General features: G+C 66.0%; 30 protein-coding genes and 1 pseudogene. 30 read left to right on the forward strand and 1 reads right to left on the reverse strand.

Going from position 1 to position 17649, the window contains the following annotated elements; translation table 11 throughout:
• Window positions 1-27: 27 nt before the first annotated feature.
• Window positions 28-572: pseudogene (locus ABZ851_RS24015) on the reverse strand (SUKH-3 domain-containing protein).
• Between the two features lie 622 nt (window positions 573-1194).
• Between ABZ851_RS24015 and rpsJ the strand changes: the two are divergent.
• From rpsJ to ABZ851_RS24165, 30 genes are all read left to right on the forward strand, one after another.
• Complete coding sequence (gene rpsJ / locus ABZ851_RS24020; protein ID WP_003948644.1) at window positions 1195-1503, forward strand: 30S ribosomal protein S10; 309 nt, start codon at window positions 1195-1197, stop codon at window positions 1501-1503.
• A gap of 14 nt (window positions 1504-1517) precedes the next feature.
• Entirely contained in the window at window positions 1518-2162 is a 645-nt protein-coding gene (rplC, locus tag ABZ851_RS24025; protein ID WP_042155856.1) for a 50S ribosomal protein L3, read from the forward strand.
• 8 nt (window positions 2163-2170) lie between these two features.
• Window positions 2171-2821, forward strand: coding sequence for a 50S ribosomal protein L4 (rplD, locus tag ABZ851_RS24030; RefSeq protein WP_088798408.1), 651 nt, complete (start codon window positions 2171-2173; stop codon window positions 2819-2821).
• Window positions 2821-3144 (forward strand): 50S ribosomal protein L23, encoded by a 324-nt coding sequence (gene rplW, locus ABZ851_RS24035; protein ID WP_129295745.1) that lies wholly within the window; start codon window positions 2821-2823, stop codon window positions 3142-3144. Before rplD ends, rplW begins: the two co-directional genes overlap by 1 nt.
• A gap of 39 nt (window positions 3145-3183) precedes the next feature.
• Window positions 3184-4020 carry a 50S ribosomal protein L2 gene (gene rplB, locus ABZ851_RS24040; protein WP_088798407.1) on the forward strand — a complete coding sequence of 279 codons (837 nt, stop codon included), beginning with the start codon at window positions 3184-3186 and terminating at the stop codon, window positions 4018-4020.
• Between the two features lie 12 nt (window positions 4021-4032).
• On the forward strand, window positions 4033-4314 hold the full coding sequence (rpsS, locus tag ABZ851_RS24045) for a 30S ribosomal protein S19 (protein WP_018090899.1): 282 nt from the start codon (window positions 4033-4035) through the stop codon (window positions 4312-4314).
• A 43-nt stretch (window positions 4315-4357) separates the two neighbouring features.
• Complete coding sequence (gene rplV, locus ABZ851_RS24050; protein WP_037839423.1) at window positions 4358-4705, forward strand: 50S ribosomal protein L22; 348 nt, start codon at window positions 4358-4360, stop codon at window positions 4703-4705.
• Entirely contained in the window at window positions 4705-5532 is an 828-nt protein-coding gene (gene rpsC, locus ABZ851_RS24055) for a 30S ribosomal protein S3 (RefSeq protein ID WP_088798406.1), read from the forward strand. The genes rplV and rpsC overlap by 1 nt, the downstream gene beginning before the upstream one ends.
• A 5-nt stretch (window positions 5533-5537) precedes the next feature.
• Window positions 5538-5957, forward strand: a complete 420-nt coding sequence (gene rplP, locus ABZ851_RS24060) for a 50S ribosomal protein L16 (RefSeq protein ID WP_006604880.1) — start codon at window positions 5538-5540, stop codon at window positions 5955-5957.
• Window positions 5957-6181 carry a 50S ribosomal protein L29 gene (gene rpmC, locus ABZ851_RS24065; protein ID WP_030283449.1) on the forward strand — a complete coding sequence of 75 codons (225 nt, stop codon included), beginning with the start codon at window positions 5957-5959 and terminating at the stop codon, window positions 6179-6181. The genes rplP and rpmC overlap by 1 nt, the downstream gene beginning before the upstream one ends.
• Complete coding sequence (gene rpsQ / locus ABZ851_RS24070; RefSeq protein ID WP_006604882.1) at window positions 6181-6462, forward strand: 30S ribosomal protein S17; 282 nt, start codon at window positions 6181-6183, stop codon at window positions 6460-6462. Before rpmC ends, rpsQ begins: the two co-directional genes overlap by 1 nt.
• A gap of 107 nt (window positions 6463-6569) precedes the next feature.
• The gene (gene rplN, locus ABZ851_RS24075; RefSeq protein WP_003992364.1) at window positions 6570-6938 is read left to right on the forward strand and encodes a 50S ribosomal protein L14; all 369 of its coding nucleotides are present in this window, start codon (window positions 6570-6572) and stop codon (window positions 6936-6938) included.
• 3 nt (window positions 6939-6941) lie between these two features.
• Window positions 6942-7265: a 50S ribosomal protein L24 gene (rplX, locus tag ABZ851_RS24080; protein ID WP_006604883.1), complete on the forward strand. Its 324-nt coding sequence runs from the start codon at window positions 6942-6944 to the stop codon at window positions 7263-7265.
• A complete protein-coding gene (gene rplE, locus ABZ851_RS24085; RefSeq protein ID WP_361131087.1) occupies window positions 7265-7825 on the forward strand; it encodes a 50S ribosomal protein L5 in 561 nt (186 codons plus the stop codon). The genes rplX and rplE overlap by 1 nt, the downstream gene beginning before the upstream one ends.
• A gap of 2 nt (window positions 7826-7827) precedes the next feature.
• Entirely contained in the window at window positions 7828-8013 is a 186-nt protein-coding gene (locus ABZ851_RS24090) for a type Z 30S ribosomal protein S14 (RefSeq protein ID WP_004571834.1), read from the forward strand.
• 239 nt (window positions 8014-8252) lie between these two features.
• Window positions 8253-8651: a 30S ribosomal protein S8 gene (gene rpsH / locus ABZ851_RS24095; protein ID WP_006604885.1), complete on the forward strand. Its 399-nt coding sequence runs from the start codon at window positions 8253-8255 to the stop codon at window positions 8649-8651.
• 22 nt (window positions 8652-8673) lie between these two features.
• Window positions 8674-9213, forward strand: a complete 540-nt coding sequence (rplF, locus tag ABZ851_RS24100) for a 50S ribosomal protein L6 (RefSeq protein ID WP_088798405.1) — start codon at window positions 8674-8676, stop codon at window positions 9211-9213.
• Window positions 9214-9216: 3 nt separating this feature from the next.
• Window positions 9217-9600, forward strand: coding sequence for a 50S ribosomal protein L18 (gene rplR, locus ABZ851_RS24105; RefSeq protein ID WP_088798404.1), 384 nt, complete (start codon window positions 9217-9219; stop codon window positions 9598-9600).
• Window positions 9601-9646: 46 nt separating this feature from the next.
• Window positions 9647-10249: a 30S ribosomal protein S5 gene (gene rpsE, locus ABZ851_RS24110; protein ID WP_088798403.1), complete on the forward strand. Its 603-nt coding sequence runs from the start codon at window positions 9647-9649 to the stop codon at window positions 10247-10249.
• Window positions 10249-10431 (forward strand): 50S ribosomal protein L30, encoded by a 183-nt coding sequence (rpmD, locus tag ABZ851_RS24115; protein ID WP_030074796.1) that lies wholly within the window; start codon window positions 10249-10251, stop codon window positions 10429-10431. The genes rpsE and rpmD overlap by 1 nt, the downstream gene beginning before the upstream one ends.
• Before the next feature lies 1 nt (window position 10432).
• Window positions 10433-10888, forward strand: a complete 456-nt coding sequence (gene rplO / locus ABZ851_RS24120) for a 50S ribosomal protein L15 (protein ID WP_088798402.1) — start codon at window positions 10433-10435, stop codon at window positions 10886-10888.
• 226 nt (window positions 10889-11114) lie between these two features.
• A complete protein-coding gene (gene secY / locus ABZ851_RS24125) occupies window positions 11115-12428 on the forward strand; it encodes a preprotein translocase subunit SecY (RefSeq protein ID WP_088798401.1) in 1314 nt (437 codons plus the stop codon).
• A complete protein-coding gene (locus tag ABZ851_RS24130; protein ID WP_336049325.1) occupies window positions 12428-13084 on the forward strand; it encodes an adenylate kinase in 657 nt (218 codons plus the stop codon). Before secY ends, ABZ851_RS24130 begins: the two co-directional genes overlap by 1 nt.
• A gap of 123 nt (window positions 13085-13207) precedes the next feature.
• Complete coding sequence (gene map / locus ABZ851_RS24135; RefSeq protein ID WP_361131096.1) at window positions 13208-14044, forward strand: type I methionyl aminopeptidase; 837 nt, start codon at window positions 13208-13210, stop codon at window positions 14042-14044.
• A gap of 249 nt (window positions 14045-14293) precedes the next feature.
• The gene (gene infA / locus ABZ851_RS24140; protein ID WP_003956442.1) at window positions 14294-14515 is read left to right on the forward strand and encodes a translation initiation factor IF-1; all 222 of its coding nucleotides are present in this window, start codon (window positions 14294-14296) and stop codon (window positions 14513-14515) included.
• A gap of 60 nt (window positions 14516-14575) precedes the next feature.
• Window positions 14576-14689 (forward strand): 50S ribosomal protein L36, encoded by a 114-nt coding sequence (rpmJ, locus tag ABZ851_RS24145; protein WP_003956441.1) that lies wholly within the window; start codon window positions 14576-14578, stop codon window positions 14687-14689.
• A 199-nt stretch (window positions 14690-14888) separates the two neighbouring features.
• Window positions 14889-15269, forward strand: coding sequence for a 30S ribosomal protein S13 (gene rpsM / locus ABZ851_RS24150; RefSeq protein WP_030074809.1), 381 nt, complete (start codon window positions 14889-14891; stop codon window positions 15267-15269).
• A 96-nt stretch (window positions 15270-15365) separates the two neighbouring features.
• The gene (gene rpsK, locus ABZ851_RS24155; RefSeq protein WP_004571845.1) at window positions 15366-15770 is read left to right on the forward strand and encodes a 30S ribosomal protein S11; all 405 of its coding nucleotides are present in this window, start codon (window positions 15366-15368) and stop codon (window positions 15768-15770) included.
• Between the two features lie 29 nt (window positions 15771-15799).
• On the forward strand, window positions 15800-16426 hold the full coding sequence (gene rpsD, locus ABZ851_RS24160; protein WP_088798398.1) for a 30S ribosomal protein S4: 627 nt from the start codon (window positions 15800-15802) through the stop codon (window positions 16424-16426).
• Between the two features lie 109 nt (window positions 16427-16535).
• Window positions 16536-17558, forward strand: a complete 1023-nt coding sequence (locus ABZ851_RS24165) for a DNA-directed RNA polymerase subunit alpha (RefSeq protein ID WP_003956430.1) — start codon at window positions 16536-16538, stop codon at window positions 17556-17558.
• Window positions 17559-17649: the final 91 nt, after the last annotated feature.

Below are 17649 nucleotides of genomic sequence, written 5' to 3' on the forward strand. Positions count from 1 at the left end.
GTTGATCCGGTCGTAGCTCCCCGGAGCTCACAAGGAGCCCCGCTCACCGTCAGGTGGGCGGGGCTCCTTGGTGTCCGGGTGGGGGCCTCCGGTGGGTCGGCAGAGGTATTCCTCGATGGGCTGAAGGCGCACCGTATACAGGTTGGAAAATGCTTCGTGCATTCCTGTTCCTGCGTAGTAGGTGCCGGTGTGGTGCAGGTAGAACATCCGCTTACCGGGGTCCATTACCACGAGCCCGTTCTCGATTCTTTCCCACCCGATGGGAATACTGGATGTTGCGTATCGTCCATGGCTTCGGAGATCTGCTCGGCCATATCGCCGCAGAATCTTGCCCAGGTGTGGAAGCGGTCCGTGTGCCCCGCGGCAGGGAAGAAGGGCACGTCCAGGAACCCGTACGAGCGCAGGAAGGCCTCCGCTTCCGGGAAGAGTCCGAGTCGGCAACCGCGTGCTGCCAGGTCGGCAATGACGAACTCCGCCAATTCCCGGACCCTTTCGGATTCGTCGCGAGCGGGGTGCCATCCCGCGCCGGCAAAGAGTTGATCGATCTCTGCCCGTGTCGGCGCGATCGGCATGTCCGGGCCCCTTCGTGCTGCGGATATTCCGTTTCGCCGGTACCGGCGACCGACTACGTTATTCCGTGACGAGGGGGACGGCTGACGGACCGCGGAACACGGAAGCGTCACCGCCGGCCCGATGTGCCACCATCCGCTGCGTGCGGCCCACGGGCCGCCGGTGTGAGGTGAGTCAGGGCGGTGGCGGCCCCGGTTCCCGCCGCTCCCTCGGCCCGCCGCGGCCCAGGGAACACCCGCTCGGCCCGGCGGTCGGGTAGTGTCTCCCGCTTCAGTTGGCCAGTGCCGTGGCCTGTATGGCACACTGTCCAGGTTGCTCGGTTGAGTGCCGATGCTGCGCGCCTCCCGCCGGGAGGACCGGAAGCGAGTCCCAGGTATTCGTCGTCCCTTCTCAGGGTCGGAAATACGGGAATCTTCCGGGAAGCGTCAGCGGGGTGCCTCGGCCAGGCGCCCGGTGGGTGTCCTACCCCCACGCATTCCTTCCAGAGGGATCCTCCTTGTGGGGATTTACCGGAAGGCGCGCGACACGCCCGACCGCGGGGGTCGGAGGTAGGGCGGTGCTCCTCACGGAGCACAGCGCACCGGGTCCCAGAGCGTTTACGAGAGACAGGACTACGAAGTAGCCATGGCGGGACAGAAGATCCGCATCCGGCTCAAGGCCTACGACCACGAGGTCATCGACTCCTCGGCGAAGAAGATCGTCGAGACGGTGACCCGTACTGGTGCGTCGGTCGCGGGCCCGGTGCCGCTGCCCACTGAAAAGAACGTGTACTGCGTCATCAAGTCGCCGCACAAGTACAAGGACTCGCGCGAGCACTTCGAGATGCGCACGCACAAGCGCCTGATCGACATCCTCGACCCGACGCCCAAGACCGTTGACTCGCTGATGCGCCTGGACCTTCCGGCCGGCGTTGACATCGAGATCAAGCTCTGAGAGGCGCGGAAGAGATGGCTAAGCAGATCAAGGGCATCCTGGGCGAGAAGCTCGGCATGACCCAGGTCTGGGACGAGAACAACCGTGTCGTCCCGGTGACCGTGGTGAAGGCCGGCCCCTGTGTCGTTACCCAGGTGCGCACCAATGACCAGGACGGTTACGACTCCGTCCAGATCGCCTTCGGCGAGATCGACCCGCGCAAGGTGAACAAGCCCCTCAAGGGCCACTTCGCGAAGGCCGACGTCACCCCCCGTCGTCACCTCGTCGAGGTCCGTACCGCCGACGCCGGCGAGTACACCCTCGGCCAGGAGCTGACCGCTGAGACCTTCGAGTCCGGCGTCAAGGTGGACGTGACCGGCAAGAGCAAGGGCAAGGGCTTCGCCGGTGTCATGAAGCGTCACGGCTTCCATGGCGGCAAGGCCTCCCACGGTGCCCACCGCGTGCACCGTAAGCCTGGCTCCATCGGTGGCTGTGCCACCCCGGGCCGCGTGTTCAAGGGCATGCGGATGGCCGGCCGTATGGGCAATGAGCGGGTCACCACCCAGAACCTGACCGTCCATGCCGTTGACGCGGAGAAGGGCCTGCTGCTCATCAAGGGCGCAGTTCCTGGTCCGAACGGCGGCCTCGTCCTGGTCCGTACCGCGGCCAAGGGGGCCTGAGGTAACCGATGAGCACCATTGACATCCTTTCGCCGGCAGGCGACAAGGCCGGTAGCGTCGAGCTCCCCACGGAGATCTTCGACGCCAAGGTCAGCGTTCCGCTGATCCACCAGGTCGTTGTCGCGCAGCTGGCCGCGGCCCGTCAGGGCACGCACAAGACCAAGACTCGCGGCGAGGTCCGCGGCGGTGGCAAGAAGCCGTACCGCCAGAAGGGCACCGGCCGTGCGCGTCAGGGTTCGACCCGCGCGCCGCAGTTCGCCGGCGGTGGCATCGTCCACGGCCCCGTGCCGCGTGACTACAGCCAGCGGACCCCGAAGAAGATGAAGGCCGCCGCCCTGCGCGGTGCCCTCACCGACCGGGCCCGCAACAGCCGCATCCACGTCGTTTCCGGCGTGGTCGAGGGCGACATCTCCACCAAGGCCGCCAAGACTCTCCTCGGCAAGGTCAGCGAGCGCAAGAACGTGCTCCTGGTCGCCGAGCGCAGCGACGAGGCCGCGTGGCTGTCCGCCCGCAACCTGCCCCAGGTTCACATCCTGGAGCCGGGCCAGCTGAACACGTACGACGTGCTCGTCTCCGACGACGTGGTCTTCACCAAGGCCGCTTTCGAGTCCTTCGTGTCTGGCCCCAAGGCCGCTGAGACCGAAGGGAGCGACGCCTGATGACTGAGGCCGTCGTCACCAGCAAGAACTTCTCGGACCCGCGTGACGTGCTCGTCAAGCCGGTTGTCTCGGAGAAGAGCTACGCCCTGCTGGACGAGAACAAGTACACGTTCATCGTCGCGCCGGGCTCGAACAAGACCCAGATCAAGCAGGCCGTCGAGGCGGTCTTCTCGGTCAAGGTCACCGGGGTCAACACGATCAACCGGCAGGGCAAGCGCAAGCGCACCCGCACCGGTTACGGCAAGCGTGCGAACACCAAGCGCGCCATCGTGACCCTCGCCGAGGGCGACCGTATCGACATCTTCGGCGGCCCGGTCTCCTAACGGAGTCCGAGTCGTCCGGAATCGGACGAGGACTGAGAAATGGGTATCCGCAAGTACAAGCCGACGACCCCGGGCCGTCGTGGCTCCAGCGTCGCCGACTTTGTCGAGATCACGCGGTCCACGCCGGAGAAGTCGCTGGTCCGCCCGCTGCACAGCAAGGGCGGCCGTAACAACGCCGGTCGTGTGACCGTTCGCCACCAGGGCGGTGGCCACAAGCGCGCCTACCGAGTGATCGACTTCCGTCGTCACGACAAGGACGGCGTGCCGGCCAAGGTCGCGCACATCGAGTACGACCCGAACCGCACCGCGCGCATCGCGCTCCTGCACTACGCAGACGGCGAGAAGCGCTACATCATCGCGCCCCGTGGCCTGGTCCAGGGTGCTCGGATTGAGAACGGCGCTGGCGCCGACATCAAGCCGGGCAACAACCTGCCGCTGCGTCACATCCCCGTGGGTACGACGATCCACGCGATCGAGCTGCGTCCGGGCGGCGGTGCGAAGTTCGCCCGCTCGGCCGGTGCCTCCGTGCAGCTGCTGGCGAAGGAGGGCCGCATGGCTCACCTTCGTATGCCGTCCGGTGAGATCCGCCTGGTCGACGTGCGCTGCCGCGCCACCGTCGGCGAGGTCGGCAACGCCGAGCAGTCGAACATCAACTGGGGTAAGGCCGGCCGCATGCGCTGGAAGGGCGTCCGCCCGACCGTGCGTGGTGTCGTGATGAACCCCGTCGACCACCCGCACGGTGGTGGTGAAGGCAAGACTTCCGGTGGTCGCCACCCGGTCTCGCCGTGGGGTCAGAAGGAGGGTCGTACTCGTTCGCCGAAGAAGGCGAGCAACAAGTACATCGTCCGCCGCCGCAAGACGAACAAGAAGCGCTAGGAGCGGGTTTAGATGCCGCGCAGTCTCAAGAAGGGGCCCTTCGTCGACGACCACCTTTCCAAGAAGGTGGATGTTCAGAACGATGCCGGCACCAAGAACGTCATCAAGACCTGGTCCCGCCGCTCCATGATCGTCCCGGCCATGCTCGGCCACACGATCGCGGTGCACGACGGCCGCAAGCACGTCCCGGTGTTCGTCACCGAGTCGATGGTCGGCCACAAGCTCGGCGAGTTTGCGCCGACCCGCACCTTCCGCGGCCACGAGAAGGACGACCGCAAGTCGCGGCGTCGTTGATCGGCGGAGTGCGAAGACTATGACTGACACCGAAGGGACAACCATGGAAGCCAGGGCCCAGGCGCGGTACATCCGCGTCACGCCCATGAAGGCCCGCCGCGTGGTGGACCTTATCCGTGGCATGAATGCCACGGAGGCTCAGGCGGTCCTGCGTTTCGCCCCGCAGGCCGCGAGCGTGCCGGTGGGCAAGGTGCTGGACAGCGCCATTGCCAACGCCGCGCACAACTACGACCACACCGACGCCGGCAGCCTCGTCATCTCCGAGGCATACGTCGACGAGGGCCCGACCCTGAAGCGGTTCCGTCCGCGCGCCCAGGGCCGTGCCTACCGGATCCGCAAGCGGACCAGCCACATCACCGTGGTCGTCAGCAGCAAGGAAGGAACCCGGTAATGGGCCAGAAGGTTAACCCGCACGGGTTCCGGCTCGGCATCACCACCGACTTCAAGTCGCGGTGGTACGCCGACAAGCTGTACAAGGACTACGTCAAGGAAGACGTCGCCATTCGTCGCATGATGACGAAGGGCATGGAGCGCGCCGGTATCTCCAAGGTGGAGATCGAGCGCACCCGTGAGCGCGTCCGCGTTGACATCCACACCGCTCGTCCGGGCATCGTCATCGGCCGCCGCGGCGCCGAGGCGGACCGCATCCGCGGCGAGCTGGAGAAGCTGACCGGCAAGCAGGTCCAGCTGAACATCCTCGAGGTCAAGAACCCCGAGACCGATGCTCAGCTCGTGGCCCAGGCCGTCGCCGAGCAGCTGTCCTCCCGCGTCTCCTTCCGTCGCGCCATGCGTAAGAGCATGCAGTCGACGATGAAGGCCGGCGCCAAGGGCATCAAGATCCAGTGCGGTGGCCGTCTCGGCGGCGCCGAGATGTCCCGCTCGGAGTTCTACCGCGAGGGCCGTGTGCCCCTGCACACGCTCCGTGCGAACGTCGACTACGGCTTCTTCGAGGCCAAGACCACCTTCGGCCGCATCGGCGTGAAGGTCTGGATCTACAAGGGCGACGTCAAGAACATCGCCGAGGTGCGTGCCGAGAACGCTGCCGCCCGTGCGGGTAACCGCCCGGCTCGCGGTGGCGGCAACGACCGCCCGCGCCGCGGTGGCGAGCGTGGCGGCCGCGGTGGCCGCAAGCCGCAGCAGCAGGCCGCCGCTGCCGAGGCCCCCAAGGCCGAGGCCGCAGCCGCTGCTCCGGCGGAGACCCCCGGAACGGAGGCCTGACCGACATGCTGATCCCTCGCAGGGTCAAGCACCGCAAGCAGCACCACCCGAAGCGCAGCGGTATGGCCAAGGGTGGCACCGAGCTGGCCTTCGGTGAGTACGGCATCCAGGCCGTCACCCCGGCTTACGTGACGAACCGTCAGATCGAGTCCGCTCGTATCGCGATGACCCGTCACATCAAGCGTGGCGGCAAGGTCTGGATCAACATTTACCCGGACCGCCCGCTCACGAAGAAGCCGGCCGAAACCCGCATGGGTTCCGGTAAGGGTTCTCCGGAGTGGTGGGTCGCGAACGTCAAGCCCGGTCGGGTGATGTTCGAGCTGTCCTTCCCGAACGAAAAGGTTGCCAAGGAGGCGCTGACCCGCGCCGCCCACAAGCTTCCGATGAAGTGCCGCATCGTGCGGCGCGAGGCAGGTGAGTCGTGATGGCGGCCGGTACCAAGGCGACCGAGCTGCGCGAGCTGAACAACGAGGACCTCGTTGCCAAGCTTCGTGAGGCCAAGGAGGAGCTGTTCAACCTCCGCTTCCAGGCGGCGACGGGACAGCTCGAGAACCACGGTCGGCTCAAGTCCGTCCGTAAGGACATCGCCCGGATCTACACCCTGATGCGTGAGCGCGAGCTGGGCATCGAGACGGTGGAGAGCGCCTGATGAGCGAGAAGAATGTGACTGAGACGAACGAGCGCGGTTTCCGCAAGACCCGTGAGGGTCTCGTCGTCAGCGACAAGATGGACAAGACCGTCGTCGTCGCTGTCGAGGACCGCGTCAAGCACGCGCTGTACGGCAAGGTCATCCGCCGTACCAACAAGCTCAAGGCGCACGACGAGCAGAACGCTGCCGGTGTCGGCGACCGCGTCCTCCTGATGGAGACCCGGCCGCTGTCCGCCACCAAGCGCTGGCGCATCGTCGAGATCCTCGAGAAGGCCAAGTAATCCCTCCTAGGGGGACCCCCTAGGAACAGTTCCGCCAGGCTCGGCAGGGGCTTCGTCTCGTACGAGGCGGCCCCTGCCGGGAACCGGCAGACACACAGGAGATAGACGTGATCCAGCAGGAGTCGCGACTTCGGGTCGCCGACAACACTGGTGCGAAGGAGATCCTTTGCATCCGTGTTCTCGGTGGTTCCGGTCGCCGCTACGCGGGCATCGGTGACGTCATCGTCGCCACCGTGAAGGATGCGATCCCCGGTGGCAACGTGAAGAAGGGTGACGTCATCAAGGCGGTCATCGTTCGGACCGTCAAGGAGCGCCGCCGTCCGGACGGCTCGTACATCCGCTTCGACGAGAACGCGGCCGTCATCCTCAAGAACGATGGCGACCCCCGCGGCACCCGCATCTTCGGCCCCGTGGGCCGGGAGCTGCGCGAGAAGAAGTTCATGAAGATCATCTCGCTCGCGCCGGAGGTGCTGTAACCGATGAAGATCAAGAAGGGCGACCTGGTCCAGGTCATCACCGGTAAGGACAAGGGCAAGCAGGGCAAGGTCATCCAGGCCTTCCCCCGCGAGGACCGTGTCCTGGTCGAGGGTGTCAACCGGGTCAAGAAGCACACCAAGGCCGGACAGACCGCTCGTGGTTCGAAGACCGGCGGCATCGTGACGACCGAGGCCCCTGTCCACGTGAGCAACGTTCAGCTCGTGGTGGAGAAGGACGGCAACAAGGTCGTCACCCGCGTCGGATACCGCTTCGACGACGAGGGCAACAAGATCCGCGTTGCCAAGCGGACCGGTGAGGACATCTGATGACTGCCACCACCAACGCGCCGCGTCTCAAGACGCGCTACCGCGAAGAGATCGCCGGGAAGCTGAAGGACGAGTTCTCGCTCGAGAACGTCATGCAGATCCCCGGTCTGACCAAGATCGTGGTCAACATGGGTGTGGGCGACGCCGCCCGCGACTCCAAGCTGATCGAGGGTGCCATCAAGGACCTCACCACGATCACCGGACAGAAGCCGGCCGTCACCAAGGCCCGTAAGTCCATCGCGCAGTTCAAGCTGCGTGAGGGCCAGCCGATCGGTGCCCACGTCACCCTCCGCGGTGACCGCATGTGGGAGTTCCTGGACCGCCTGCTGTCGCTGGCGCTGCCGCGCATCCGCGACTTCCGTGGTCTGTCCCCGAAGCAGTTCGACGGTCGGGGCAACTACACCTTCGGTCTCACGGAGCAGGTCATGTTCCACGAGATCGACCAGGACAAGATCGACCGGACGCGGGGCATGGACATCACCGTGGTCACCACGGCGTCCAACGACGATGAGGGCCGCGCCCTGCTTCGTCACCTCGGCTTCCCGTTCAAGGAGAACTGACCGTGGCGAAGAAGGCTCTGATCGCTAAGGCGGCTCGTAAGCCGAAGTTTGCTGTCCGCGCGTACACGCGCTGCCAGCGCTGCGGCCGTCCGCACTCCGTCTACCGCAAGTTCGGCCTGTGCCGCGTGTGCCTTCGTGAGATGGCTCACCGTGGCGAGCTGCCGGGCGTGACCAAGAGCTCCTGGTAATCCCCTAGTTGGGATGACCAGAAGCTCTCGGTAAGCATTCGGCCGGCGGGCGCCCGCCCCCCTTTTCCCGTAGGGTAGAAGGGTTTGGGCGCCCCGCCGTCCGAGACCGACCGCGGGCCGAGCCCGCATAAAGTCGCTTACTACGCCGTAGGTCCCCGCGCCGCACCCGTCCCGACTCTGATCGGGGAGAGGGATGGCGCACATAGGAAACCCCGGCGAGAGAGGCCGAAGGCCAATTCATGACCATGACTGATCCCATCGCAGACATGCTGACCCGTCTGCGGAACGCGAACTCGGCATACCACGACACCGTCGTGATGCCGCACAGCAAGATCAAGTCGCACATCGCGGAGATCCTCCAGCAGGAGGGCTACATCACCGGCTGGCGCGTCGAGGACGCCGAGGTTGGCAAGAACCTCGTCCTCGAGCTGAAGTTCGGCCCGAACCGCGAGCGCTCGATCGCCGGCATCAAGCGGATCTCGAAGCCGGGCCTGCGGGTCTACGCAAAGTCCACCAACCTGCCGAAGGTCCTCGGCGGCCTGGGCGTGGCGATCATCTCCACGTCCCACGGTCTCCTGACCGGTCAGCAGGCCAGCAAGAAGGGCGTGGGTGGGGAAGTCCTCGCCTACGTCTGGTAACCAGGGAACGGAGGAATAGCTAATGTCGCGTATTGGCAAGCTGCCCATCCAGGTTCCCGCTGGTGTGGACGTCACCATCGATGGCCGTACGGTCGCGGTGAAGGGCCCCAAGGGTTCTCTCTCGCACACCGTCGCGGCGCCCATCGAGGTCGCCAAGGGTGAGGACGGTCTGATCACCGTCTCGCGCCCGAACGACGAGCGTCAGAACAAGGCCCTGCACGGCCTGTCCCGCACGCTGGTGGCGAACATGATCACCGGCGTGACCCAGGGCTTCAGCAAGGCGCTCGAGATCAGCGGTGTCGGTTACCGCGTCCAGGCGAAGGGCTCCAACCTGGAGTTCTCCCTGGGCTACAGCCACCCGATCCTGATCGAGGCCCCCGAGGGCATCTCCTTCAAGGTCGAGTCCCCGACCAAGCTCAGCGTCGAGGGCATCGACAAGCAGAAGGTCGGCGAGGTTGCGGCGAACATCCGCAAGCTGCGCAAGCCTGACCCGTACAAGGCCAAGGGCGTCAAGTACGCCGGCGAGGTCATCCGCCGCAAGGTCGGAAAGGCTGGTAAGTAAGCCATGGCATACGGTGTGAAGATCGCCAAGGGCGACGCTTACAAGCGGGCCGCCGCCAAGCGGCGCCACATCCGCATCCGTAAGCGGATTTCGGGTACCCCGGAGCGTCCGCGTCTGGTGGTGACGCGGTCCAACCGTGGCATCACCGCTCAGGTCATCGACGACATCGCGGGCCACACGCTGGCCTCGGCGTCGAGCCTGGACGCGTCGATCCGTGGTGGCGAGGGCGACAAGAGCGCTCAGGCCAAGCAGGTCGGTTCCCTGGTCGCCGAGCGTGCGAAGGCCGCCGGTGTCGAGGCCGTCGTGTTCGACCGTGGTGGCAAGCAGTACGCCGGGCGGATTGCCGCTCTGGCCGACGCCGCCCGCGAAGCCGGGCTGAAGTTCTAAGCCCCGGTTCCGGAGCTAGCGGACGTAACAGAGAGAGGTAAATCCAATGGCTGGACCCCAGCGCCGCGGGAGCGGTGCCGGTGGCGGCGAGCGGCGGGACCGGAAGGGTCGCGACGGTGGCGCTGCCGCCGAGAAGACCGCATACGTTGAGCGCGTTGTCGCGATCAACCGTGTCGCCAAGGTTGTCAAGGGTGGCCGTCGCTTCAGCTTCACCGCGCTGGTCGTGGTGGGCGACGGTGACGGCACCGTAGGTGTCGGTTACGGCAAGGCCAAGGAAGTTCCGGCTGCCATCGCCAAGGGCGTGGAAGAGGCCAAGAAGAACTTCTTCAAGGTCCCCCGTATCCAGGGCACCATCCCTCACCCCATCCAGGGCGAGAAGGCTGCGGGCGTCGTCCTGCTCAAGCCGGCTTCCCCCGGTACCGGTGTGATCGCCGGTGGCCCCGTGCGTGCCGTTCTGGAGTGCGCGGGCATCCACGACGTGCTGAGCAAGTCGCTCGGTTCGTCGAACCCGATCAATATCGTGCACGCCACGGTGGAGGCGCTCTCGGGGCTGCAGCGTCCCGAGGAGATCGCCGCCCGTCGTGGCCTGCCGCTGGAGGACGTTGCTCCCGCCGCTCTGCTGCGGGCGCGTGCCGGGGTGACCGCGTAATGGCGCACCTCAAGATCACGCAGACGAAGTCCTTCATCGGTAGCAAGCAGAACCACCGCGACACCCTCCGTTCGCTGGGCCTCAAGCGGCTCAACGACGTGGTTGTCAAGGAGGACCGCCCCGAGTTCCGCGGCATGGTGCACACCGTCCGCCACCTCGTGACGGTTGAGGAGGTCGACTGACATGGCGGAGAACAACCCGCTGAAGGTCCACAACCTCCGGCCCGCCCCGGGCGCCAAGACCGCCAAGACCCGTGTCGGTCGTGGTGAGGCGTCCAAGGGTAAGACCGCTGGTCGTGGTACCAAGGGCACGAAGGCCCGTTACCAGGTTCCGGAGCGCTTCGAGGGTGGGCAGATGCCCCTCCACATGCGCCTCCCGAAGCTGAAGGGCTTCAAGAACCCCGCCCACAAGCAGTTCCAGGTCGTGAACCTGGACAAGCTGGCCGCGCTCTACCCGCAGGGTGGCGAGGTCACGGTGACCGACCTGGTCGCCAAGGGCGCGGTGCGCAAGAACGAGCTCGTCAAGGTGCTCGGCACCGGCGAGATCTCCGTGGCGCTGCAGGTGACGGTTGACGCCGTTTCCGGCTCCGCCAAGGAGAAGATCGCCGCCGCCGGCGGCACCGTCACCGAACTCATCTGAGTTCGCTGACTCAACTGACCGGGGATGCCCATCGTTTGGGGCATCCCCGGTTGGTCGTTCCACGGGGGTATGGTCGCCGGTAAGGTGGGATGGACTGTTGTTTTCCGGGCTCCGGCCCGGACCCCCGCCGCGCGGGCCGTGTCCGCGCGGTTTTTGCCCGCTACGTATTCGTCGATCCTCAAGACCGTCACCTCTCGCACTCAAGGCGGGAGGCGCAGGAGGCACCGTGCTCACCGCGTTCGCCCGAGCGTTCAAGACGCCCGACCTGCGCAAGAAGCTGCTGTTCACACTGGGCATCATCGTGCTCTACCGGATCGGCGCACACGTCCCGGTCCCCGGGGTCAACTATGCGAACGTCGAGACCTGCATGAAGCAGGCCGGCGGGAGCAGCGGGTTGTTCGCCCTGGTGAACATGTTCAGCGGTGGTGCGCTGCTGCAGATCACGATCTTCGCGCTGGGGATCATGCCGTACATCACGGCGAGCATCATCCTCCAGCTGCTGACCGTGGTGATCCCGCGGCTGGAAGCCCTCAAGAAGGAGGGCCAGTCCGGGCAGGCGAAGATCACCCAGTACACCCGCTACCTGACCGTGGCGCTCGCCATCCTGCAGGGCACCGGCCTGGTGGCCACGGCCCGCAGCGGTGCGCTCTTCCAGAGCTGCCCGGTCGCCAGCGAGATCGTCCCCAGCGACTCGATCTTCACCACGATCACCATGGTCATCACGATGACCGCCGGCACCGGCCTGATCATGTGGCTCGGTGAGCTCGTCACCGACCGCGGTATCGGCAACGGCATGTCGATCCTGATGTTCATCTCCATCGCGGCCGGCTTCCCGGGCGCGCTGTGGCAGATCAAGCTCACCGGCAAGCTGGCCGACGGCTGGATCGAGTTCTTCGCGGTGATCGCGGTCGGCCTGGCGATGGTCGCCCTGGTGGTCTTCGTCGAGCAGGCCCAGCGGCGCATCCCGGTGCAGTACGCGAAGCGGATGATCGGCCGCCGGTCCTATGGCGGAACGTCCACTTACATCCCGCTCAAGGTGAACCAGGCGGGTGTGATTCCCGTCATCTTCGCGTCATCGCTGCTCTACATTCCAGCCCTCATCGCACAGTTCAGCGGGTCGAAGGCGGCATGGGCGACGTGGATCGCCACCAACTTCACCAAGGGAAATCACCCGGTTTACATCGTTACGTACTTCCTGCTGATCGTCTTCTTCGCCTTCTTCTACGTCGCCATCAGCTTCAACCCCGAAGAAGTTGCCGACAACATGAAGAAGTATGGTGGCTTCATCCCGGGTATCCGGGCTGGTCGCCCGACGGCCGAGTACCTCAGCTACGTGCTCAACCGGATCACGTGGCCGGGCTCGCTGTACCTGGGGCTGATCGCGCTCGTACCAACAGTGGCGTTGGTGCTTTTCAACGCGAACCAGAACTTCCCGTTCGGCGGGACGAGCATCCTGATCATCGTGGGTGTGGGCCTGGAGACCGTGAAGCAGATCGAGAGCCAGCTTCAGCAGCGCAACTACGAAGGGTTCCTCCGCTGATGCGAATCGTCCTCGTCGGACCCCCGGGGGCCGGCAAGGGTACGCAGGCTGCGTACCTTGCCAAGAACCTCGAGATCCCGCACATCTCCACGGGGGACCTGTTCCGCGCCAACATCAGCCAGGGCACGCCCCTCGGCCGCGAGGCGAAGTCGTACATGGACGCCGGCAACCTGGTGCCCGACTCGGTCACCATCGCGATGGCCGAGGACCGTATGGAGCAGCCCGACGCGGCAGGCGGTTTCCTCCTGGACGGCTTCCCGCGCAACCTTGGCCAGGCCAAGGCGCTGGACGAGTACCTCAAGGACAAGAACCTCAAGCTGGACGCCGTCCTGGACCTGGAGGTCCCGGAGGACGAGGTCGTCAAGCGGATCGCCGGCCGGCGCATCTGCCGCAACGACTCCAGCCACGTCTTCCACGCGGAGTACAACAAGCCGGAGGCCGAGGGCGTCTGCGACGTCTGCGGCGGCGAGCTGTACCAGCGGGACGACGACCGCGAGGAGACCGTCCGCAAGCGGCTCGAGGTCTACCACACGGAGACCGAGCCGATCATCGACTACTACAAGGACCAGGACCTGGTCGTCACCATCCCCGCCATGGGGAAGGTCGACGAGGTCACCCGGCGCTCCATGGCGGCCCTGCCGTCGCGGGACGCGTAGCAGCACACGGTCTCCGATACGGCCGCGGTGCCCGCAAGGGCTACCGCGGCCGTATCGTGTACGGGGCGGTCATCACGGCCGCCGGATATGCGTTGCAGTCGGTTCAGGAAGGCGCCAGCCGTCATGGTGGAGATCAAGACCCCCGAGCAGATCGCGAAGATGCGCGAGGCGGGGCTGGTGGTCGCCGCCATTCACGCGGCGACCCGGGAGGCCGCGGTGCCCGGCGCCACGACCAAGGACCTGGACGACGCGGCACGCAAGGTGCTCGCCGAGCACGGAGCGAAGTCGAACTTCCTCGGTTACGGCGGCTTCCCCGCGACGATCTGCACCTCGGTCAACGATGTCGTGGTCCACGGCATCCCCGACACCGAGACGGTGCTGCAGAACGGCGACGTCATCTCCATCGACTGCGGCGCGATCATCGACGGCTGGCACGGCGACGCGGCGTACACCGCCTTCGTCGGCTCCGGCCACTCCGCGGAGCTGGTCGAGCTGAGCCGGGTCACCGAGGAGTCGATGTGGGCCGGCATCGCGGCGGTCGCCAAGGGCAACCGGCTGGTCGACATCTCCAAGGCGATCGAGGGCTACATCCGCCGCCAGCCGCGCCCCGCCAACGGTAAGTACGGGATCGTCGAGGACTACGGCGGCCACGGCATCGGCTCGCAGATGCACATGGACCCGCACCTGCTGAACTACGTCGACCGCAAGCGCGGCCGCGGCCCCAAGCTGGTGCCCGGCTTCTGCATCGCCATCGAGCCGATGGTCAATCTCGGCACGGCCAAGACCCACGTCCTCGACGACGACTGGACGGTCAAGTCGAACGACGGCAGCTGGTCCTCGCACTGGGAGCACTCGGTCGCGCTGACCGAGGACGGCCCGCTGGTGCTGACCGCGCCGGACGGCGGCAAGGCCAAGCTCGCCGAGCTGGGGATCACCGCGGCGCCCGACCCTCTGGCCTGACCCGCTCACCGGCCCCGACCCGCCTGGCGGCCCGACTCGCCTCGGCGGCCCGACTCGCCCGGCGTTCTGACGCGCCCGGCCGACCGGCCCCGGCGTAAGGATCTCCCCGGGTGGGCAATAATCCTGGATTCGTCTTTTGCTGGGCGCTGACGTAGACTAACGCGTCGGCTCTCGTGCATCCGTATGCCCTCTTGGTCGAGGGTGTGGTGCGGGATAGCCGATCAAGGTAGCCGATTCGAAGGGCGAAGCGTGGCCAAGAAGCAAGGTGCCATCGAGATCGAGGGCACCGTGATCGAGTCCCTCCCGAACGCCATGTTCAAGGTGGAGCTCCAGAACGGTCACAAGGTCCTCGCGCACATCAGCGGAAAGATGCGGATGCACTACATCCGTATCCTCCCGGATGACCGGGTCGTCGTGGAGCTCTCTCCCTACGACCTGACGCGTGGCCGGATCGTCTACCGCTACAAGTAGATCTTGTCGGCGCCCCGCTCCCGTGGGGTGACGGCACTGACCCGGAGAACCTCACATCCCATGAAGGTCAAGCCGAGCGTCAAGAAGATCTGCGACAAGTGCAAGGTGATCCGCCGTCACGGCCGGGTCATGGTCATCTGCGACAACCTGCGCCACAAGCAGCGCCAGGGCTGACGCACGCCGACCACCTGCATTTCGCAGTTTTCGCGCGACGCAAGCACATACGTACATACGCAGTCACCCGACCCCCCGCATCACTCGCGTGGGGACGACACCCCCGGCTCGGAGGCCGGGGACCCGGCTCGTAATTCTGCAGAGTCTTACGGGAACGGTGCTGCGGAAGACCTCCGAATAGCCATCAGGAGCCACATCAATGGCACGCCTCGCAGGCGTTGATCTCCCGCGCGAAAAGCGTGTGGAGGTCGCCCTCACCTACGTCTTCGGTATCGGGCGGACGCTGTCGCAGCAGACTCTCGCCGCCACCGGCGTGAACCCGAACACCCGTGTTCGCGACCTTGCCGAGGAAGACCTCATCAAGATCCGCGAGTACGTGGACAACAACCTCAAGACCGAGGGTGACCTCCGTCGCGAGATCCAGGCCGACATCCGCCGCAAGGTCGAGATCGGCTGCTACCAGGGTCTGCGTCACCGCCGCGGTCTGCCGGTGCACGGTCAGCGCACCAGCACGAACGCGCGTACCCGCAAGGGCCCGCGTCGCGCGATCGCCGGCAAGAAGAAGCCGGGCAAGAAGTAGTCCTCAGCAGGACGCACTGTGTGCTCCGGGGGACGCCCCCCGGGCCCCTGCAAGCGGTCTTCGCTGTAGGACCGACCACCTCCACGGGAGTAATGAATGCCTCCGAAGGGCCGTACGGCCGGCGCCAAGAAGGTGCGCCGCAAGGAGAAGAAGAACGTTGCCCACGGGCACGCTCACATCAAGAGCACGTTCAACAACACGATCGTTTCGATCACCGACCCCACGGGCAACGTGATCTCTTGGGCCTCTGCCGGCCACGTCGGCTTCAAGGGCTCGCGCAAGTCCACCCCCTTCGCCGCGCAGATGGCCGCCGAGTCGGCCGCCCGCCGCGCGCAGGAGCACGGCATGCGCAAGGTCGACGTCTTCGTCAAGGGTCCCGGCTCCGGCCGTGAGACCGCGATCCGCTCCCTCCAGGCCACCGGCCTCGAGGTGGGTTCGATCCAGGACGTCACCCCCACTCCGCACAACGGATGCCGCCCGCCCAAGCGCCGGCGCGTCTGACGCACTGAGGTAACGGAGACAACTGGAAAATGGCGCGATACACCGGGGCCGACTGCAAGCGTTGCCGTCGGGAGAAGCAGAAGCTCTTCCTCAAGGGGAGCAAGTGCGAGAGCGCGAAGTGCCCGATCGAGATCCGTCCTTACCCCCCGGGTGAGCACGGTCGCGGGCGCACCAAGGACAGCGAGTACCTGCTCCAGCTTCGTGAGAAGCAGAAGTGCAGCCGTATCTACGGTGTCCTGGAAAAGCAGTTCGTGAACTACTACAAGGAAGCGAACCAGAAGACCGGCAAGACCGGTGAGAACCTTCTGCGCATCCTTGAGACCCGTCTCGACAACGTGGTCTACCGGGCCGGCTTTGCCAAGTCCCGCGACCACGCCCGTCAGCTGGTCCGTCACGGACACATCACGGTGAACGGCCGCAAGACCGACATTCCGTCGGCTCGCGTGGCCGTGAACGACATCGTCGAGGTCCGCCAGGCCTCTCGGAACCTGACCCCGTTCGCGGTGGCGCAGGCCGAGGCCGGCGAGAGGACCGTTCCGGCCTGGCTGGAAGCGATCCCCTCGAACCTGCGGATCCTCGTGCACAGCATGCCCGAGCGCCAGGTGATCGACACCCAGGTGCAGGAGCAGCTGATCGTTGAGCTCTACTCCAAGTAAGAGCTGACCGGTGGGGGCGGTACGGAGCCGATGGCGCCGTACCGCCCGTACCCTTGTCAGTACAGCGGGCGTCAAATAGCGGGCGTCCACGACTGAAGGATCGAACACCATGCTGATTGCTCAGCGTCCCTCGCTGACCGAAGAGGTCGTCGACGAATACCGCTCCCGGTTCGTGATCGAGCCGCTGGAGCCGGGCTTCGGCTACACCCTCGGCAACTCCCTGCGTCGGACCCTCCTGTCCTCGATTCCGGGTGCGGCGGTCACGTCCATCCGCATCGACGGTGTCCTGCACGAGTTCACCACCGTGCCGGGCGTCAAGGAGGACGTCACCGACCTCATCCTCAACATCAAGCAGCTGGTCGTCTCCTCGGAGCACGACGAGCCGGTCGTGATGTACCTGCGCAAGCAGGGCCCCGGCCTGGTCACCGCCGCGGACATCGCCCCGCCGGCCGGTGTCGAGGTGCACAACCCGGACCTGGTCCTCGCCACGCTCAACGGCAAGGGCAAGCTGGAGATGGAGCTGACCGTCGAGCGCGGTCGCGGCTACGTCTCCGCCGTCCAGAACAAGCAGGTGGGCCAGGAGATCGGCCGTATCCCGGTCGACTCCATCTACTCGCCGGTGCTCAAGGTCACGTACAAGGTCGAGGCGACCCGTGTCGAGCAGCGCACCGACTTCGACAAGCTGATCGTCGACGTCGAGACCAAGCAGGCCATGCGCCCGCGTGACGCCATGGCGTCCGCCGGTAAGACCCTGGTCGAGCTGTTCGGTCTGGCGCGCGAGCTCAACATCGACGCCGAGGGCATCGACATGGGCCCGTCCCCGACGGATGCCGCCCTGGCCGCCGACCTGGCGCTGCCGATCGAGGAGCTGGAGCTCACGGTCCGCTCGTACAACTGCCTCAAGCGTGAGGGCATCCACTCCGTGGGTGAGCTCGTGGCGCGCTCCGAGGCCGACCTGCTCGACATCCGCAACTTCGGTGCGAAGTCGATCGACGAGGTCAAGGCGAAGCTGGCCGGCATGGGCCTGGCCCTCAAGGACAGCCCGCCCGGATTCGACCCGACCGCCGCCGCGGACGCCTTTGGCGCCGATGACGACGCGGATGCCGGTTTCGTGGAGACCGAGCAGTACTAAGAGCTCGGGCCTTTCGGTCCGTACCCGGGTGCGGGTGCACTGTGCTTGTCGCGCAGTTCCCCGCGCCCCTTCCGGGAGCGCCCTTCGGGGC

This window comes from Streptomyces sp. NPDC047049 (assembly GCF_040643995.1).
Taxonomy (GTDB): domain Bacteria; phylum Actinomycetota; class Actinomycetes; order Streptomycetales; family Streptomycetaceae; genus Streptomyces; species Streptomyces mooreae.

Excerpts from the sequence above, each read along its gene's own strand:
- rpsJ (WP_003948644.1), top strand. The coding sequence starts at position 1,195 with ATGGCGGGACAGAAGATCCGCATCCGGCTCAAGGCCTACGACCACGAG.
- rplC (WP_042155856.1), top strand. The coding sequence starts at position 1,518 with ATGGCTAAGCAGATCAAGGGCATCCTGGGCGAGAAGCTCGGCATGACC.
- rplD (WP_088798408.1), top strand. The coding sequence starts at position 2,171 with ATGAGCACCATTGACATCCTTTCGCCGGCAGGCGACAAGGCCGGTAGC.
- rplW (WP_129295745.1), top strand. The coding sequence starts at position 2,821 with ATGACTGAGGCCGTCGTCACCAGCAAGAACTTCTCGGACCCGCGTGAC.
- rplB (WP_088798407.1), top strand. The coding sequence starts at position 3,184 with ATGGGTATCCGCAAGTACAAGCCGACGACCCCGGGCCGTCGTGGCTCC.
- rpsS (WP_018090899.1), top strand. The coding sequence starts at position 4,033 with ATGCCGCGCAGTCTCAAGAAGGGGCCCTTCGTCGACGACCACCTTTCC.
- rplV (WP_037839423.1), top strand. The coding sequence starts at position 4,358 with ATGGAAGCCAGGGCCCAGGCGCGGTACATCCGCGTCACGCCCATGAAG.
- rpsC (WP_088798406.1), top strand. The coding sequence starts at position 4,705 with ATGGGCCAGAAGGTTAACCCGCACGGGTTCCGGCTCGGCATCACCACC.
- rplP (WP_006604880.1), top strand. The coding sequence starts at position 5,538 with ATGCTGATCCCTCGCAGGGTCAAGCACCGCAAGCAGCACCACCCGAAG.
- rpmC (WP_030283449.1), top strand. The coding sequence starts at position 5,957 with ATGGCGGCCGGTACCAAGGCGACCGAGCTGCGCGAGCTGAACAACGAG.
- rpsQ (WP_006604882.1), top strand. The coding sequence starts at position 6,181 with ATGAGCGAGAAGAATGTGACTGAGACGAACGAGCGCGGTTTCCGCAAG.
- rplX (WP_006604883.1), top strand. The coding sequence starts at position 6,942 with ATGAAGATCAAGAAGGGCGACCTGGTCCAGGTCATCACCGGTAAGGAC.
- rplE (WP_361131087.1), top strand. The coding sequence starts at position 7,265 with ATGACTGCCACCACCAACGCGCCGCGTCTCAAGACGCGCTACCGCGAA.
- rpsH (WP_006604885.1), top strand. The coding sequence starts at position 8,253 with ATGACCATGACTGATCCCATCGCAGACATGCTGACCCGTCTGCGGAAC.
- rplF (WP_088798405.1), top strand. The coding sequence starts at position 8,674 with ATGTCGCGTATTGGCAAGCTGCCCATCCAGGTTCCCGCTGGTGTGGAC.
- rplR (WP_088798404.1), top strand. The coding sequence starts at position 9,217 with ATGGCATACGGTGTGAAGATCGCCAAGGGCGACGCTTACAAGCGGGCC.
- rpsE (WP_088798403.1), top strand. The coding sequence starts at position 9,647 with ATGGCTGGACCCCAGCGCCGCGGGAGCGGTGCCGGTGGCGGCGAGCGG.
- rpmD (WP_030074796.1), top strand. The coding sequence starts at position 10,249 with ATGGCGCACCTCAAGATCACGCAGACGAAGTCCTTCATCGGTAGCAAG.
- rplO (WP_088798402.1), top strand. The coding sequence starts at position 10,433 with ATGGCGGAGAACAACCCGCTGAAGGTCCACAACCTCCGGCCCGCCCCG.
- ABZ851_RS24130 (WP_336049325.1), top strand. The coding sequence starts at position 12,428 with ATGCGAATCGTCCTCGTCGGACCCCCGGGGGCCGGCAAGGGTACGCAG.
- map (WP_361131096.1), top strand. The coding sequence starts at position 13,208 with ATGGTGGAGATCAAGACCCCCGAGCAGATCGCGAAGATGCGCGAGGCG.
- rpmJ (WP_003956441.1), top strand. The coding sequence starts at position 14,576 with ATGAAGGTCAAGCCGAGCGTCAAGAAGATCTGCGACAAGTGCAAGGTG.
- rpsM (WP_030074809.1), top strand. The coding sequence starts at position 14,889 with ATGGCACGCCTCGCAGGCGTTGATCTCCCGCGCGAAAAGCGTGTGGAG.
- rpsK (WP_004571845.1), top strand. The coding sequence starts at position 15,366 with ATGCCTCCGAAGGGCCGTACGGCCGGCGCCAAGAAGGTGCGCCGCAAG.
- rpsD (WP_088798398.1), top strand. The coding sequence starts at position 15,800 with ATGGCGCGATACACCGGGGCCGACTGCAAGCGTTGCCGTCGGGAGAAG.
- ABZ851_RS24165 (WP_003956430.1), top strand. The coding sequence starts at position 16,536 with ATGCTGATTGCTCAGCGTCCCTCGCTGACCGAAGAGGTCGTCGACGAA.